The sequence below is a fragment of the Winogradskyella poriferorum genome (genome assembly GCF_050618035.1).
GTDB lineage: Bacteria > Bacteroidota > Bacteroidia > Flavobacteriales > Flavobacteriaceae > Winogradskyella > Winogradskyella poriferorum_A.
Genome location: NZ_JBODPY010000004.1, coordinates 217,989 through 233,703, shown reverse-complemented (window position 1 = coordinate 233,703; position 15,715 = coordinate 217,989). Strand labels below are relative to the sequence as shown.

The 15,715-nt window shown below is 36.6% G+C and carries 18 protein-coding genes; 8 read left to right on the top strand and 10 right to left on the bottom strand.

The genetic code is table 11. The features are described 5' to 3' along the window. Positions 1-186: 186 nt before the first annotated feature. A complete protein-coding gene (locus ACRHOC_RS10855) occupies positions 187-744 on the top strand; it encodes a hypothetical protein (RefSeq protein ID WP_431158661.1) in 558 nt (185 codons plus the stop codon). Here the strand turns inward: ACRHOC_RS10855 and ACRHOC_RS10850 are convergent, their stop codons facing one another. From ACRHOC_RS10850 to ACRHOC_RS10830, 5 genes are all read right to left on the bottom strand, one after another. Beyond that, a complete protein-coding gene (locus ACRHOC_RS10850; RefSeq protein WP_431158660.1) occupies positions 745-1,449 on the bottom strand; it encodes a T9SS type A sorting domain-containing protein in 705 nt (234 codons plus the stop codon). 104 nt (positions 1,450-1,553) lie between these two features. Then, on the bottom strand, positions 1,554-1,940 hold the full coding sequence (locus tag ACRHOC_RS10845) for a hypothetical protein (RefSeq protein ID WP_431158659.1): 387 nt from the start codon (positions 1,938-1,940) through the stop codon (positions 1,554-1,556). A 74-nt stretch (positions 1,941-2,014) separates the two neighbouring features. After that, positions 2,015-3,019: a hypothetical protein gene (locus tag ACRHOC_RS10840; protein ID WP_431158658.1), complete on the bottom strand. Its 1,005-nt coding sequence runs from the start codon at positions 3,017-3,019 to the stop codon at positions 2,015-2,017. Between the two features lie 147 nt (positions 3,020-3,166). Beyond that, on the bottom strand, positions 3,167-4,516 hold the full coding sequence (locus ACRHOC_RS10835; RefSeq protein WP_431158657.1) for a hypothetical protein: 1,350 nt from the start codon (positions 4,514-4,516) through the stop codon (positions 3,167-3,169). A gap of 119 nt (positions 4,517-4,635) precedes the next feature. Continuing rightward, positions 4,636-6,444: a serine hydrolase gene (locus ACRHOC_RS10830; protein ID WP_431158656.1), complete on the bottom strand. Its 1,809-nt coding sequence runs from the start codon at positions 6,442-6,444 to the stop codon at positions 4,636-4,638. A gap of 182 nt (positions 6,445-6,626) precedes the next feature. On the opposite strand from ACRHOC_RS10830, the gene ACRHOC_RS10825 reads away from it, so the two are divergent. Genes ACRHOC_RS10825 through ACRHOC_RS10795 form a run of 7 tightly spaced genes read left to right on the top strand, consistent with a single transcriptional unit; the run spans position 6,627 to position 10,847 of the window. Continuing rightward, a complete protein-coding gene (locus ACRHOC_RS10825) occupies positions 6,627-7,049 on the top strand; it encodes a DUF2141 domain-containing protein (RefSeq protein ID WP_431158655.1) in 423 nt (140 codons plus the stop codon). Positions 7,050-7,062: 13 nt separating this feature from the next. Then, positions 7,063-7,686, top strand: a complete 624-nt coding sequence (locus tag ACRHOC_RS10820) for a hypothetical protein (RefSeq protein WP_431158654.1) — start codon at positions 7,063-7,065, stop codon at positions 7,684-7,686. Between the two features lie 16 nt (positions 7,687-7,702). Further along, positions 7,703-9,058: a histidine kinase gene (locus tag ACRHOC_RS10815; RefSeq protein WP_431158653.1), complete on the top strand. Its 1,356-nt coding sequence runs from the start codon at positions 7,703-7,705 to the stop codon at positions 9,056-9,058. 11 nt (positions 9,059-9,069) lie between these two features. Then, the gene (locus ACRHOC_RS10810) at positions 9,070-9,384 is read left to right on the top strand and encodes a 2TM domain-containing protein (protein ID WP_431158652.1); all 315 of its coding nucleotides are present in this window, start codon (positions 9,070-9,072) and stop codon (positions 9,382-9,384) included. A gap of 6 nt (positions 9,385-9,390) precedes the next feature. Continuing rightward, positions 9,391-9,729, top strand: a complete 339-nt coding sequence (locus tag ACRHOC_RS10805; RefSeq protein ID WP_431158651.1) for a 2TM domain-containing protein — start codon at positions 9,391-9,393, stop codon at positions 9,727-9,729. Positions 9,730-9,731: 2 nt separating this feature from the next. Then, positions 9,732-10,055, top strand: a complete 324-nt coding sequence (locus ACRHOC_RS10800) for a 2TM domain-containing protein (RefSeq protein ID WP_431158650.1) — start codon at positions 9,732-9,734, stop codon at positions 10,053-10,055. A 36-nt stretch (positions 10,056-10,091) separates the two neighbouring features. Beyond that, on the top strand, positions 10,092-10,847 hold the full coding sequence (locus tag ACRHOC_RS10795; RefSeq protein ID WP_431158649.1) for a LytR/AlgR family response regulator transcription factor: 756 nt from the start codon (positions 10,092-10,094) through the stop codon (positions 10,845-10,847). Here ACRHOC_RS10795 and ACRHOC_RS10790 read toward each other — a convergent pair. The 5 genes from ACRHOC_RS10790 to ACRHOC_RS10770 form a co-directional block, all read right to left on the bottom strand. Further along, positions 10,839-11,267 (bottom strand): J domain-containing protein, encoded by a 429-nt coding sequence (locus ACRHOC_RS10790; protein ID WP_431158648.1) that lies wholly within the window; start codon positions 11,265-11,267, stop codon positions 10,839-10,841. The two genes, ACRHOC_RS10795 and ACRHOC_RS10790, sit on opposite strands and share 9 nt — an antisense overlap. A gap of 51 nt (positions 11,268-11,318) precedes the next feature. Beyond that, positions 11,319-12,488, bottom strand: a complete 1,170-nt coding sequence (locus ACRHOC_RS10785) for an LETM1-related biofilm-associated protein (protein ID WP_431158647.1) — start codon at positions 12,486-12,488, stop codon at positions 11,319-11,321. A gap of 43 nt (positions 12,489-12,531) precedes the next feature. Continuing rightward, positions 12,532-13,446: a helix-turn-helix domain-containing protein gene (locus ACRHOC_RS10780; RefSeq protein ID WP_431158646.1), complete on the bottom strand. Its 915-nt coding sequence runs from the start codon at positions 13,444-13,446 to the stop codon at positions 12,532-12,534. Between the two features lie 53 nt (positions 13,447-13,499). Next, positions 13,500-14,252 carry an SDR family NAD(P)-dependent oxidoreductase gene (locus ACRHOC_RS10775; protein WP_431158645.1) on the bottom strand — a complete coding sequence of 251 codons (753 nt, stop codon included), beginning with the start codon at positions 14,250-14,252 and terminating at the stop codon, positions 13,500-13,502. Positions 14,253-14,351: 99 nt separating this feature from the next. Then, positions 14,352-15,701, bottom strand: coding sequence for an alpha/beta hydrolase family protein (locus ACRHOC_RS10770; RefSeq protein WP_431158644.1), 1,350 nt, complete (start codon positions 15,699-15,701; stop codon positions 14,352-14,354). Between the last annotated feature and the right edge of the window lie 14 nt (positions 15,702-15,715).

The following is a 15,715-nucleotide window of genomic DNA, read 5'->3' as shown; positions in this document are numbered from 1 at the left end:
TAAATTTTCGGATTTTATCATAAGATTTTTCTCCTCGTACTGAGGAAAGGCCCTACAGCATTGGCATTATTGCGATGCCATGACAAGAAAATAATTAGACTGGTGCATTTCGTCGTAAATGTGAACTGTAACCGTATGTGTGTCAAATAATTATTTATCTTAGAGTATTGATTAATAACTTAAAGTATGAAACATTTTTTTACTATTCTTATTTCGGGTCTCGCTGTCCTAACCTTGAGTGCCCAAGACATTAAAAATACCTTAGGGACAAACGGAAACTTCGTTGTTGAAAACATTAGTAATTCTAGTTTAGCTACGATTTCTAGTAGTGATGGGAGCGTTACTGTAAACAACTTGGCAGGTGCCGGAGAGCGTAATTTAAAAGTTGATGCCACTGGTAAATTAGTTGCGGGAAGTGCCGTTGGTGGTTTAGTTTTATCGGTAAACCTGGTGACCACAGCGTCGTACACAGCTACAGCAACCGATTATACCATGATTCCTATTGTTGATGGTACAACAATAACGGTGCCAGATGCCAGTACAGTTTTAGGAAGAGTCTATGTGATTAAGTTGTCTGGAAATGCAGACTATACCGTAAATATTGCATCACCAGATCCTAATGACCGCTTTGATGGTGCTTTAGGTATACAATTAGACTCAGGTTGGGAATTTGTTCAAATACAAGCCGCAACCAACGAAGCATGGATTGTTATTGGTGGTAATGGTTATACCTTAACCAATTAATTAATTTTTTATGATCTTATAATAGCGACTACCTGAAGATTCAAGTTGGGTTGCTTTTAGTATATAGATACCATTGGCTAAAGTTGTGAGGTCAATGGTATTTTTTGTGGTCTCCATAACCTGCTTACCTTCCATATTAAACAGTTGATACTGCAGTGCTGTATTGGCTTCTACATGCAAAAGGTTTTGGGCTGGGTTAGGATAGAGGTGTAGTTCCTCAAAACTGGTGCTATCTGTAGACAAGGTTATACCAACTGCTGAAGCTGTAATTTTATCAATACTTATGTTATTAAAGGTGCCATTATAAATCACCTTATTGTTTACCGTATCTACAAAAGACGGTTCGTATTTTGTCCAAATACCACTATCTAATACTTCTATATTTAGAGTGGACTCAATACCACCATTAAGTTCACTGTCTTCATAATCTAAGGTAATGGCACCACTAAAATTATTTAAGGTCGAAGCCCAACTGTAAACTCTTAAAATAGAAGGTTGCATATTAGACACCACTTCTTGAGAGTTTGAAAGTGAGAGCGTGTTATTGGTAATGACAAAATCTGCGTTGGGATTCATCTCTAAACCGAAGGCTTTAAGACCACTACCAGTTTCGAAGGTGAGGTTAGCATCACCTGAGACGGATACGTTTTGTGCATAGGACACGATACATAGTGCCATAAGACTATAAGTGAGGTAAGTTTTCATTTGGAATGTATTTAATCGCTAAATAATTGTATCTAAGATACTTAAAATTTCTAAATCTGTAATAGACACGTGTTAATGCCTTAGTGAAAGCGTAGTTGGAGCTATTACCAAATGTCTATGACTTCTGTGAATTCTACATCACCTGTGACCAAAATTTTAAGTTTTGAGGGCACAAAGCTTTTGCCTTTGTATTCTGGTAAAGCCTCAAAGCTTAGCTTTTTACCATCATAGAGTAAGGTCTCAATACGTTTATCTACTTTGTCTTTAAAGTCTTTTACAAATGCTGGGACAAAGAGGGTATTCACCTCGGAGTCATCACCACCAAAATCTATAGGCATCATATAGATTTTAGCAAGATTTCCTTTTTTATGAAGCCTTGACGCTTTTTTATAGCTATCCACATCGCTAAAGTCGTGTACTTCTTTAGTGTCCTGTGCAATTAAGGATGCTGAGCTCAGTATTATAAAGAGTAAGAGTAGTGTTTTTTTCATTTGAATCGGTGTTTGTCGGATTTTCCAAAGTAGGTAAGAAGCTAGTAATTGAATATACACGGTGTTTTAGGACGTTATTCTATTGTTTTTGATACTTTGGTTGCGACATCAATTAGTTCCTTAATATCCTCTATTTTGTAGTTTTTGCCACGTTCTTTTTTTTCGGTTTCTTTTTCAGCGGGCGAGAAAATCACACTTGCGGCTTCTGATGTAATTTGGTCACCGACACTTTTTTCAGTAAGAAGTTCAGGATATGAAGGAAGTGTTTCTGCAATTGCAGATTTATGTGCATAAACTTCTTCAAGTTTTCTCTCTTTTGAATATTGTTTTATTGCAAAGAAAACTACATAATAGATGGGAAATAGAATTAACAGCCTCAAAATCCATATTATTCCAATTGTTGTAGAATCATCAACTTTTCCACTTTTCTCCACAGGATTTATTAATTCGGTAATCGTATTTGTAACATCTGAAGTATAATAAATTGCTGTGCCAATACTTATTATTACAAGAGCTAACCAGCTAATTTTTTGCCAAAATATATGTTCTTTCCTTTTACTAAATGCAGTACTTAATCTATCTGCAACAGCTGGTGATAGTAATGTTCTTACTTGAGTAGTCAATTTATCTAATTCTTCTTTCCTTGCATTTATGTTGACTAACTGTTGTTGAATTAACTTATCTGTTTCAGGTATATCCGGACTTAATTTTATTAGTGAGTAAAGTCCGCTATTTCTTATACTTGAATTAACTGAATTAATTTGATTAAGCGGATTATGATGTTGATTTCTTAATTGGTTTTGTTGAAGTCCTTTTACACTTTGAAATTGACTATTAAAATTATTCAAACTATTATTAATTCCATTCAGATAGTTGAATGGTAGACCGACTAATAAGTTTTTGTCAATTGCAATTGCTAAAAGTTCAATTGTTTCCTCTACTAAAAGTTGTATTTCAGAAGAGTCTAAATTATTCCATTTTTGAATATTTGTATCTTCAGCCCATAAAATGGAAAGGTCTTCAGAACTATTTCTTTCCACATTTGCTTTTATTCCTTCAATGTATGTATTTGTGCTCATATTAATAATGTACTACAACGGTCTAGTGTATGAGTAGTAGCGGATTTGTACTCACAAACCTTTCGGTTTTCACCGACCTTTGTTTTATGTTTATACTTTGGTTTTATCAATTAAACCGCTATTACTTATACACAATGTTACCTGCCGTTATTCTTTCTCAATCGTTCCTTTTGGAATTAGATTCTGTGTAAAAGAATTGTATGGAAACACTTTAGGCATTTTACTATAAATAAGCTCATCTTCAAAGAATGATTGAGCAACTCTATCATCAAATAATACAGGATTCAAAGGAATTTTTGCATTTGGATTATGAAAAACTACTGTTCCTTCTGACCAAGTTTCGTTACTATCTTCATTTACTTGATATGTAATAAAATTTGGTTTGTCCGCATTCGGTTCGTGGTTGTAAAATGTCCCTACTCTGATTAATGTTGGTATTTCACTACCAAGTCCTGCCTGTTTGCCCATTCTGTTAAATTTCGATAATGTTCCACAAGAAGAAAAAATAATAGCACTTACATTCTCTGAATCTGGTTGGAAAAAGAATCCGCTTGGGATTTTAGTTCCATTAGGTTTTGTATAATCTCCTATTTTAACTGGTTTAACAATCAACTCACCCTTTTCATTGAATGAATGCTCATATTTATAACCATATAAATAATCCAAAAGAGCATTATATGTCCAAGTCATAGACATTGTATCGTGAAAGTCCGCAATTGCAATAACAAAAGGCTTGTCCTTAACGTGTTCCTTTTCCCAATACTTTTTCTTCATTTTGTCAAAGAGTGCGTTGCCAAACAAAAGTGGTGTTTCATTATCTAATTTCTTTTGGATTTCCTCAGAGCTTTTTGGTTCACTTTCAATTTCCGTTTTTCTACTTACTATTACTGCCTCTACAGCAATTTCTTGATTGAATTTCTCAACCATATAGTCAGGTGCATTAAAGTTTCTCTTGAATGAAAAGAATTGTTCTCTAAAGAAACAGAATAGAAATAATTCCCAAACCCTGGAATCAAATCCATTTTCGGATTGAAACTGGTCTATGAAATTACCATCTATGTCTTTATAATGATAACTGACTTCTTTAACAGCTTCGAGAGCCGAAGAAAGAGCAATATTTGATTTTAATAGCTTAAAGTATGGGTGCTGTTTTTCTTCATTATTCAAATCTTGAAAGAGGTCAAAATATTCGTGTGTATTGTCGTGAAAAGTAATAGAGTCGTTACTCATATTCTCATCTATCCAATTACGAGCTTCGTCAATCGTAGACAAACTCGCAATTACCAACTCAGCTCTGTATTGTTTAGATTTATCTCTTGATAAAATACATCCGTAATAATCATTATCAGTCAAGTCAAGACTTATTAACCCTAAAAGTCCGCCATTTCCGTTTGAATAAAATTCCAATTCTTTAGAAAAATATTGAACAAAAGGCTCTCTTGTAAACAAAAGATAAATGTCAAATAGTTTCTTATTTATTGGAATTGCTGTTTTCATCTAATGGTAGGTAACGGTAGGATAAAAACAATGTCTTTATTCCCATTATGTTTTACCTCTAAAAATAATGGAATATACTCAGGTTTTTATACGTAACCTTACTTATTTTTCCTACAAACTTAGTCTTCTTTTTTGGTCCCAATAAAAGTACCATTAGGTTGTATAAACTTTACAGAGGTGATCTTACCGGCTTCTTCGATAAACTCTACTTTAAAGCCTTCTAAGACCTTAAAATTAAACTTATGCTCTGCCGTTGGGATGAGCTCATACTCAGGCTGGCCTGGTACAAAGACATATAAGACATTCTCGTCCTTTATATAGCTCTTTATTTCCGTACCCATTAAATCGTACAAGCCTACATACTGCTCTAAGGTATCAGCATCTACATCGATACTGTTTGGTGTACGCTTAAAGACAATGGCATCGGTCATCGGTTCTATATTGGCTCTCATATTTTCTATATCACCAGCCACATTGGTACTAAAGGTTACTTTTAGAGCATCGCCAATCTGGGAGGTTTCCACCTTACCATCCGTTACATCGATTAACTCAAAGGTATCGTAATGGTGATGATGTAGGTAGATGCGGTTATCATCTAAAGTGGCAAATAGCGTATCGTTTTCTACAACAATATCAAACTTACCATAACCTTTATTTTCATAAGTGCCTGTATAGTCTAATAAAATATGTGAGGGTCTCGTACCCTTTACATTAGAGTCTTCTTTACCACCATCCTCAGCTTTAGCTTGTGCTTCAATGGCCTTTTCGGTGTCTTCTTTAAACTTTTTGGCCCAATCGGTCTTATCCACACCCAACATATGGTCGGCCGCAATGCTACGTGCCAATCTTGGAATGGCAGAACCGTTTTGGTTGGTCAACACCACAATACCCATATTATCGCTTGGATAAAAGGCAACATTGGCTGAGAAGCCATCGATATTACCACCATGCTCTACCAAGTAATGACCTTTATAGGATTGTAAAAACCAACCGTAGCCATAATTGGCAAACTGCACACCTGGTAATTCTGCAGATGGATAACCTGCACCAACCACCATTTGTGAGCTACTGGCTTCTTTTATATAATCTTCAGGCAGGAGCTGTGTTTCGCCAACCTTACCTTTATTTAACCAGAGCATAATCCATTTGCTCATGTCGTTAACACTACTGTTAATGCTTCCTGCTGGTGACATGCCTGAGATGTCGTAGTAATCCATTTTTTTAATCTCACGGTTTTCATCGAGACGGTAACCTATGGCAATATTATCACTGCTTTCCCAACCGGCTAAGTCGGTCTTAGAGCGGTTCATACCCAAAGGTTTAAAGAAGGTTTCTTCGATATTTTCTTCCCAGCTTTTGCCTGTAATTTTTTCGGTAATGACACCTTGTAATAAGAAGGCAAAGTTGTTGTAGTACCATTGCTGGCGCACACCTGTAAACGGTTCTTGGTATTTCATACGTGCAATAAGCGTGTCCTTATCTTTGTTAGGAAAGAAGTACCAGGCACCATCGTGTCGTGGCAATCCTGTACTATGGCGCATTAGGTCTTTAATGATGATATTATTATTCATATCACCATTATAAAACTCAAAGCCTGGAATGTGTTGTATTGGGCTATCGTCAAAGGAGAGTTTGTCCTGTTCGCGTAAAACCCCTAATAAGGCTGAGGTAAATGCCTTAGTGGATGAGCCAATCGCATACAAGGTATTGGCATCTGCAGGCACTTTATTTTCGTAATCCTTATAGCCAAAACCTTTGGCATATACGATTTTATCGCCTTCTACAATGGCAATGGCAAAACCTGGTGCTTTGCTGGTTTCTAAAATAGATTCAAATTTTTTGTCTATGCCTTTAAGACGCTTGTCGGTCTGTGCATAGGCGAAGGTAAAACAAAGGGAAAGGGCAATGAGAATCGCGTGACGTTTCATAATGGGTTGGTTTTTGATGATTTAATACATGCTATAGGTAGCATAATGTCTCTACAAGTTACTGAATTTTCGTACTTATTTTTTAAAAATGACAATTCGTCTCCAAAATTTTACAATTCGGTCATGTGGGTTTTAAAAAACTGGAAATGTGTCGGATATTTGTATCAACAAAAACAAACAGCATGAATATCATAACAAAACTCGCCGTCATTCTCATCTTAAGTCTTACGACTTTAATGTTAAATGCTCAAGATGGTTTTAGCCTTACCGTAAACATCGAAGAGGCCTCTAGCAATGATGGTAAAATGTTTATTGCCGTCTACGATTCTGAAACGGCCTTTTTAGAAAAGACCTTTATGGGAACTACTAGCGCTATAGAAAATAACAGATGCACGGTAACCTTTAAGGATATTCCAGAAGGGATTTATGCGGTGTCGATATTTCATGATGAAAATGATAATGGCAAGATGGACAGCAACTTTATAGGCATCCCAAAGGAAGACTATGGTTGTTCTAATGGTGCGAAAGGGTTTATGGGACCACCAAAATGGGAAGATGCCAAGTTTGAAATAAAAGAAAACAAATCAATCACAATAACACTTTAAAATCAATCAAAAAATGAAACAGTTACTATTAATCGCTATGATCGTTATCACAGGATTAACGCAGGCACAGACCAATTACGAAAAAGGCATGGCAAAAGCATTTGAGCTTTGGGAAGCCGATAAGTGGGATGAAGCAGAGAATTTATTTGTACGCATCTCTAAAGCCGAAGCTAATGAGTGGTTGCCAAACTACTATGTGGCTTTTATGAACAGTTTAAAAAGCTGGAATGTAAAAGACGAGACCGTTTTAAAAGCGCAATTGGATAAAGCACAGGAGCACTTGGATATCGCCATGGGTAAAAGTGCCAACAACCCAGAGCTTATGGTAATGCAAGCACAGGTTTTAACCAACTGGATTGCCTACGATGGTGCCGTTTACGGTATGAAGTATGCCGCTAAGGTGAGTGAGATCTATGCGAAGGCCTATGAGTTGGCACCAGAGAATCCTAGAGTGGCTTATGGAAAAGCGAGTTGGGCTATGGGCAGTGCACAGTATTTTGGACAGGATACCAAACCTTATTGTGCGGCTATTGAAGCCTCATTGGAACTTTTTGATACCTTTAAGGGAGAGAGCCAGTTTCACCCTAAGTGGGGAAAAGATAGAGCAGAACAATCTATTGCCGCTTGTAAATCTTAATTAAACCAAGAACAAAATGCTAAAGTCAATTAAAAGTTTAATCGTTGTTTTTATTATCGGATGCGTCGTCTATGCCGTGAGGTTTCTCTTTATTGGTGACGAAGTACGCTACGAGAGTATCAATTTTTACCTTATTGACTTTGGCTTTACACAGCTGTACACCTTTGCTTTAAGTTTTGTAAATACAGCGTATTTCGACTTTATAAAACGCTTAACGTTTCAGCGCTACGATGTGATAAAACGTATTGTTTATGGTGTTGCAGGTGCTACGGTAATTACATTGGCGACCATCTTTGTTCTTAGATTATTAATCCTAGTGTTTATCTACGGACAGTCCCTTAAGACCTTTGTACAGAATGATGGTTGGAGTGGTTATTCCTTTGGTCTTTGGATTACGCTGAGTATCCTATCTATTTTTTACATCGCGTATTTCTATAATCGCTATCAGAAAAATAAGGTAAAAGAGCAGAAGGTCATTGCAGGTGCAGCGAGTGCCAAGTTTGATGCCCTTAAGAATCAGTTAGATCCGCATTTTTTGTTCAATAGCTTAAATGTACTAACGAGCTTAATTGAGGAGAATCCAGAAAGTGCACAGAAGTTTACCACCTCTTTATCTAAGGTATACCGTTATGTCTTAGAGCAGAAAAATAAGGAGCTGGTAACGGTAGATGAGGAATTAAAGTTTGCACGCACGTATATGTCGCTATTAAAAATGCGCTTTGAGGATAGTATCATTTTTGAGATTCCAGACCAAGCGTCGAATCCAGAAACGAAAGTGGTGCCCTTATCCTTGCAACTCTTATTAGAGAATGCGGTAAAGCACAATATGGTAACGTCGAGTAAACCGTTGCACATAAAAATTTATGAAGATGGGAATCACCTGGTAGTGATGAATAATCTTCAACCAAAACAAATTGTAAAAAAGGGTAGTGGTGTAGGCCTTGAAAATATAAAACAGCGCTATGCACTGCTTACCGAAAGAAACGTATACATCAATCAACGAGAGAAGGATTTTGCCGTGGCAATTCCGATGCTCACAAAACAAATATCAATCATGAGAACAGCAGACCGATCAAACAGCCGTTTACAAGACGATTACGTGAGAGCACGTAAGCGTGTGGACGAATTAAAAGGCTTTTACTACAGTTTAATTTCTTACTGTATCGTTATACCTTTTTTAATCTTTATCTGGTATAAATTTTCGAGCTATACCATACAATGGTTTTGGTTCCCACTTGTATTTTGGGGATTAGGATTACTTTTTAATGCGTATCGCGTATTTGTAGATCAAGGTGCCTTTGGTGCCAAGTGGGAAGAGCGTAAAATACAAGAGTATATGCGCGAAGAAGAACAAAAAGACCGTTGGAATTAATTTTAGACATTATGAAAAAGCAGAACCCTAATTTAAGTTATATCAAAGCTAAAAATCGCGTGGAGCGCGAGAAGGGCTTTTACACGCACCTTGTGATTTACTTTACAGTAAATACAGTATTGACTATTTTTAAGGTATGGGGCGACCTCGATAGCTGGGACAGTTTTGTACAAGGTTTCCTTACCATTAATGTATTGAGTAGCTGGACCGTTTGGGGCGTTTTTGTAGTGCTTCATTATCTATCAATACGGTTTGGCCAGGCGTGGGAAGAACGCAAAATAGAACAGATTATGAATGACGAATTATCTAATAATTCGAGAAAGTAAAATATTATGGAAAAGTATAGTTTAGAGCCATATGGCAAGAACGAAGAGGTTTCAGACTACAGAAAGGAAGAGGCCTATTTAAGAGCAAAGAAAAAGGTAGAATCGATTATTGGATTTTATTGGCACTTGGCCGTTTACATCGTCGTTAACCTCTTTTTAATTATTCTAATTGGCGTTAACGCTGGTTTTGGAGGATTTGGTCCTTATGCTACAGCATTCTTTTGGGGCATTGGATTGTTCTTTCATTTTATCGGTGTGTTTGGTCCAGATTTTTTCTTCGGAAAGAATTGGGAGAAACGCAAGATCGAAGAGTTTATGGATAAGGAACGCCAGAATTGGGAATAAATATGACAACATTTAACGAGGAAGAAAGTCGCCAAAGGGCAAGAGAACAGGTAAGACGTATTCAATTGTTTTACATACATCTTGCAGGTTATGCACTTTTAGTGCTATTAATTTTTTACAATTTTTATATCATGGACGATAGTCCTTATGCACCAGCAGTGACTTTTGTAAATACCGCGGTTTTAATTGGCTGGACCATATTTATTATTCTCCATGGTTGGAGAGTCTTTAGAGGACGAATTCTCTTTAAAAAGGAATGGGAAGATCGTAAAATAGAATCCTTCGTTAATGAAAGCAAAGAGGAAGAAACCACAATGTGGGAATAACAAAATTTCAACACTACTATAAGTCGTAAATCGCATATGAACGTAATTATTATTGAAGACGAAAAGCCATCAGCAAGACGCTTACAGCGTATGCTAAGCACTGAAGGTATTGAAGCCGAAACTATGTTACACTCTGTTGAAGAGTCTATTGAATGGTTTCAGAATAACCCACATCCCGATCTTATCTTTTTAGATATTCAATTGAGTGATGGTTTGTCTTTTGAGATTTTTGAAGCGCTCGAGATTAATTCAGCAGTCATCTTTACAACCGCTTATGATGAATATGCTTTACAAGCTTTTAAGTTGAATAGTATAGACTATTTGCTTAAGCCTATTGATGAGGACGAACTCAAAGCGGCCATAAAACAATATAAAGGGACTACCTCGCAACAACAATCGGTGACCTTAGACTTCAACGACATAAAAAAGCTATTGGTTAACCCTATTGAGCGTGAATATAAGAAGCGATTCTCGGTGAAAGTTGGGCAACATATTAAGCTTATAAATATTGAAGATATCGAATGCATTTACAGCGAAAACAAAGGAACTTATGCCTACACCAATGAAGGGCGTAATTACCTTTTAGATTTAACCTTAGATCAATTAGAAGATGAGCTCGAGCCACATGTGTTCTTCCGCATCAGTCGTAAATTTTATGTGAATATTAATGCGATAAAGGATATTATTAGCTATACCAATTCTAGACTTCAGATAAAGCTCAATAGCTTTAATGAGAAAGAGGTCATCGTTGCACGCGAGCGCGTTAAGGATTTTAAAAACTGGTTAGAATAAATCGAATATTTCGCCAATGCCATCTGATATTCCATCAAGGAGATCATCAGAAAAGATACTATCTAGAATTTCACCATTAAGGACAAAAATATCTAGCAATAGTAATTCGTCAAGACCAAATCCTTCGTACTTCTTAGACTTTGTTTTGGCTTCTTTTTGCCAATCTTCGTATTGCTCCTTCTGTTCGATGATGACAGGTTTATTCGTCGATTCAAAAGCGAGCATCTCATCATAGACTTTTCGTTTTTCGGTATCTGATAAGATATCAAAGGCCTCAATTATTTGTGCGAAGCGTTCTTTGGCTTCAGGTGATTTGTTATTGTCTGGATGATAAATGGCAACTTCGCGTCGAAATGCTTTTTTAATGGTGTTGAGGTCTGCTTTGGGATCAATATCCAAGAGGTGGTAATAGTTAGTCATCTTACTTTAGCTTATAACTATGAGTACCCATAGTCTTTAAATTGTTACAGCCTAGTCATCAATTCTGTTATCATCAAAGGCTGAGGGCAACAGTTTTGGTATAAACTTTACGAATAATGGCAGGAGCAACATACCACCTGGTAACATAAAAATAGCGAGACTTGGTATGGTTTTAAAAATATCTAAAAGTTGAGTCTGTATTTTCTTTTGTTCTTCGTCTGTAAGATGGCGCTGGGTGGACTGTGCCAATAAAAACATGGCTTCCTTACTTTCAGACAGTTCTCGAGTTAGGCGCTTACTGTTACGCTTTATGAGTCGTGTTACCACTTTACTGCTATTATCATAAAAACTCTGCGCCAGGTTCTTAGAACTTAAGAAGGCCACTTTTTCTTTGTGCGTATGATAAAAGGCATTGATATCATCAACAGATTGTGTGATGGTATCATCTTCTAACTCTAAACCAGTCTTTAATTCTCTTAAAAATTCACGTTCGGCTTTATCGATGACCTTATCTGTCCAGGAGGCCATACAGACCAAATCGATCACATATAATTTTTCAAAAGGTGAGGTGATTAAGGCGATGGCTTCTTTATATGATGGTGGTGTTGCTTTTTTATGACGCACCGAGCCTTCAAAGAGTTTTATGAGGTTATGATCATACTCAGATTTTAAGGACTTTTTGTCCATAACCGTAAATATGATGGTCTCCAATGAGGCTTCTAAATGATTCACGTAGCTTCTTATACCATCAGGTGCATTTAAATACCGTTGATAGCCCAGCACATCGACGAAGAGTAAGGCGTTAATCAAGAAATAATTAAAGTTCTTGGTGATAAAATTATCATCGATATGAATGCGCTTATGGATCATTTTTTCCAACAAACTTTCGGAGGACTTGTCACCAAAAAGCTCCTCAAAGAACGACTGTTTTTTGTCACCTATGGCCTTATAAAAACCAATGAGACTTTCAATAAAAGGCATGTCTTTATCCGTCTTTCTATAAACAAAATAAAAGGTGAGGAGGAGGTTAATCTTACAGCGCTCTTCTTCGGTAAGATCAAAAGGTTTTACAATATCTAAAACCACACTGATATTGCTACCATATATAAATCCTGTTTGCTTAAGCCTGGTGTAAAACTCCGTGAGTCCGGTTTCTTGGTATTGGGTTTCTGAAACCTCCCGAATTAATTTTTTTATCCAGCCACTCGCTGATGGATTCATAGTATAGGTATTATATCATAAAGATACTTTTTATCTGTAAACTTTAATGAAACCTTTTTCGAAAATCGATGGGTGACATATCAGTCTTGTTTTTAAATAATTTTGAGAAAGAAGCGGGTTGCTCAAACCCTAAGTTATAAGCAATCTCACTTATCGATAAGGCGGTGGTGGACAACTGTTCTTTGGCCTTGTCTATGAGTTTAGCATGAATGTGATTTTGCGTGCTCATACCAGTTAACGACTTTAATAAACTACTCAGATAATTGGGTGATAGATTTAAATAATCCGCTACCAATTGCACACTAGGCAAGCCTTTGTCAACAAGGTCTTCATTATTAAAGTAATCCTTCAATAAGGACTCTAGTTTCTCTAGAATACCATGATTAGCAATCTTCCGTGTTATGAACTGGCGCTCATAAAAGCGTTCGGCATAATTGAGCAGGAGTTCAATTTGTGAGATGATAATCTTTTGACTAAACTTATCGATATTCGATTGGTACTCACGTTGAATATTTTTTAGAATATCAATCATCATGTTTTCCTCTTTTTCAGAAAGGAAAAGCGCCTCATTAACAGCGTATCCAAAAAAGTCATAGTGCTCCATGTGGTCTGCAAGAGCTGAATTCCACAAGAAATCGGGATGAATAAGTAATAACCATCCCGTTGGTGGTTTTTTGATATTGGGATTGCTAGAAAGACGCATCACTTGATTTGGAGCAACAAAAGTCATTAGACCTTCATCAAAATCATAAGACTGCTGTCCGTAAAAAAACTTGTAGGCCACGTTTCGCTTAAGACCAATTGTATAATAGTCTTGTGTCCAGGTGAGCTCTTTTATGTCCTCAGGATAGCGCACGTCAGTATAATCTACCAAACTAATTAAAGGGTGTTGAGGCGCTGCAAGATTAGCCAGTTTATGGTAATCACCTACTTTTTTGAGACGTTTAATGCCTTTCATATCCATAAATTTAATGAAAAGAATTGGAGCAGAAACGATCCAATTCTAATCTGTTAAACGAGCATACCTCCAGAAACTTCGATGCGCTGTCCATTGATCCAACTTGCGTCATCAGAACATAAAAAGGCAACAACACCACCAATGTCATTGGCTTCTCCAACGCGACCCAAAGCGGTAATACTTGCAATCATTTTGGCTTTATCAGCATCCTTGTTGCTACCACCAGCAAAATCTGTGGCTATGGCACCAGGTGCTATCGTATTTGCAGTGATTTGACGACTTCCCAGTTCCTTTGCCAAATAGCGGGTAAAAACTTCGATGGCACCTTTCATAATAGCATAGGCCGACATACCTGGTAAACTAAAACGGGCTAGGCCACTGGAGATATTTATAATACGACCTTTAGTGTTTAGATAAGTGAGTGCCTCTTGCGTCATAAAATAAACACTTTTTAGATGCACATTCATCATTTCATTAAACTGTGATTCCGTTGTGTTTTCTACAAGGTTAAAGGTGCCTGTGCCAGCGTTGTTAATGAGATAATCAAAGTTTGGTGAACTATGTTTTTTAGTGAGATACGCTGTGGCACTCTTTATAAATGCTGCACCACTTTCGTGATGGTTAGCATCAAATGGAAATGCGATGGCATCTTGACCAAGTTGTTTTATTTCATCGATTACTTCTTGGGCTTTAGAAGTATTACTGTGGTAGGAAAAAATAATATCTATTCCTTTTTTAGCAAGACTTAAGGCCATATCTCTACCCAAGCCTCTACTACCTCCTGTTATAATTGCTGTTTTACTCATAATGTCATTGTTTTAAGATTACAATGCAAATTTGAGTCAATTAGGCATTAAGAATTTGTCCAAATCTTTGAAAGACTAATCCAAATCTCATAATCTAACTTAAAGCGTTATAAAACTGTACTTTAATAAGAAGTCAATAATAGAAACTTGCACACTAGGTGATATTCTAAAGAAGCGCCAATAGGAATGGTTGTCATTGAGTGTGACGTATTTTCCTTTTGTTTCTGTTCCATGTTCAGCATCATGAGCAATAGTAATATTTAAGAGATTGCTTCTTTCACCACTAAACTGTTGCCTTAGCCGTTCTACATTTTCTTTATACGGCACAATCCAGTCAATTTCACCATAGATGGCTAAGAGGGGTTTGCTGAATGATGATAATGATGCATTTGGGTCATAATTATGGCGTCTTACCCATAAGTTGTCAATACCATCAGCATCAGGTGGGACATCTGTGTCATCAAGGAGTTCGTTCCATCCATCTCTTTTGGCATTTTCTAGTAATTCCTTGAATCTATTATAGCTGGTTTTATTGGCCTTTGCTTTAAACATCATATTGGTATATTCCACAAGATCTGCTCTAGCTGTTTCTGGCAGTTTATAAACGTCCAAGCCATACTCCATTGATTGCATCTGTTGTTCGTAAACCGAAGTTGAAGGTCCAACAATACTTATCATAAAATCAAAATCCGTTGATTCTTCTGCCTTTGTAATAACCCAGCCACCAGCACTGCTACCTATCACACCAATATTTTCATAGTTATTAGCATGTTGAGCTAAATAGTTTTTGCAAGCAATAACATCATTTGCTAAATCGTCTATAGTAGCTAGTGAGCAATCTCCAGTAGATTTTCCTGTTCCACGTTTATTAAATACGAGCACTGAAATACCATATTGTCGTAGTAGCTTGGCATAAAGATCATATTTTGTACTACCAGCATAACAACTGCGACCACCAACAATAATAATAGCCGTTTTATTACTCTTGTCCATAGGTTGATGTAGATGGCCATAAAGTGAGATCTCATCATTTTGTACAGTAATTTCTTCAACTGTATAATTAGGAGCAGGAGGCGAAGGAATTTTTTTGAGATGAACATAAACCGTTGGCGAACTTTTGTCAATACCACCATTAAGCTCTAGAGATTTGTCATCTAATTTCAAAATGGCTTTACCCAAGCCTGTATTAAACTTGATTTGATGGAGCGAATCTATTTCAACAGGTATAACGAATTCGCCAAATTGTGGATGCCATTCTTCAATAATTTGAAGCGATTTTGTGCCATCTTCATCCTTGTAAAACTTTACTTCAAATTTTTGAAAGCTGTTATTCTTAATGAAACCGCCTTCCCAATAGCCTTCAAGATTTTTGAAAAGTATTTTGTTAGTTTCCTGTGCTTGAAGATTTAAAACGAATAAGAATGTGATAAGAATAAATGATTTGAACATAAAATTGAGAAGTT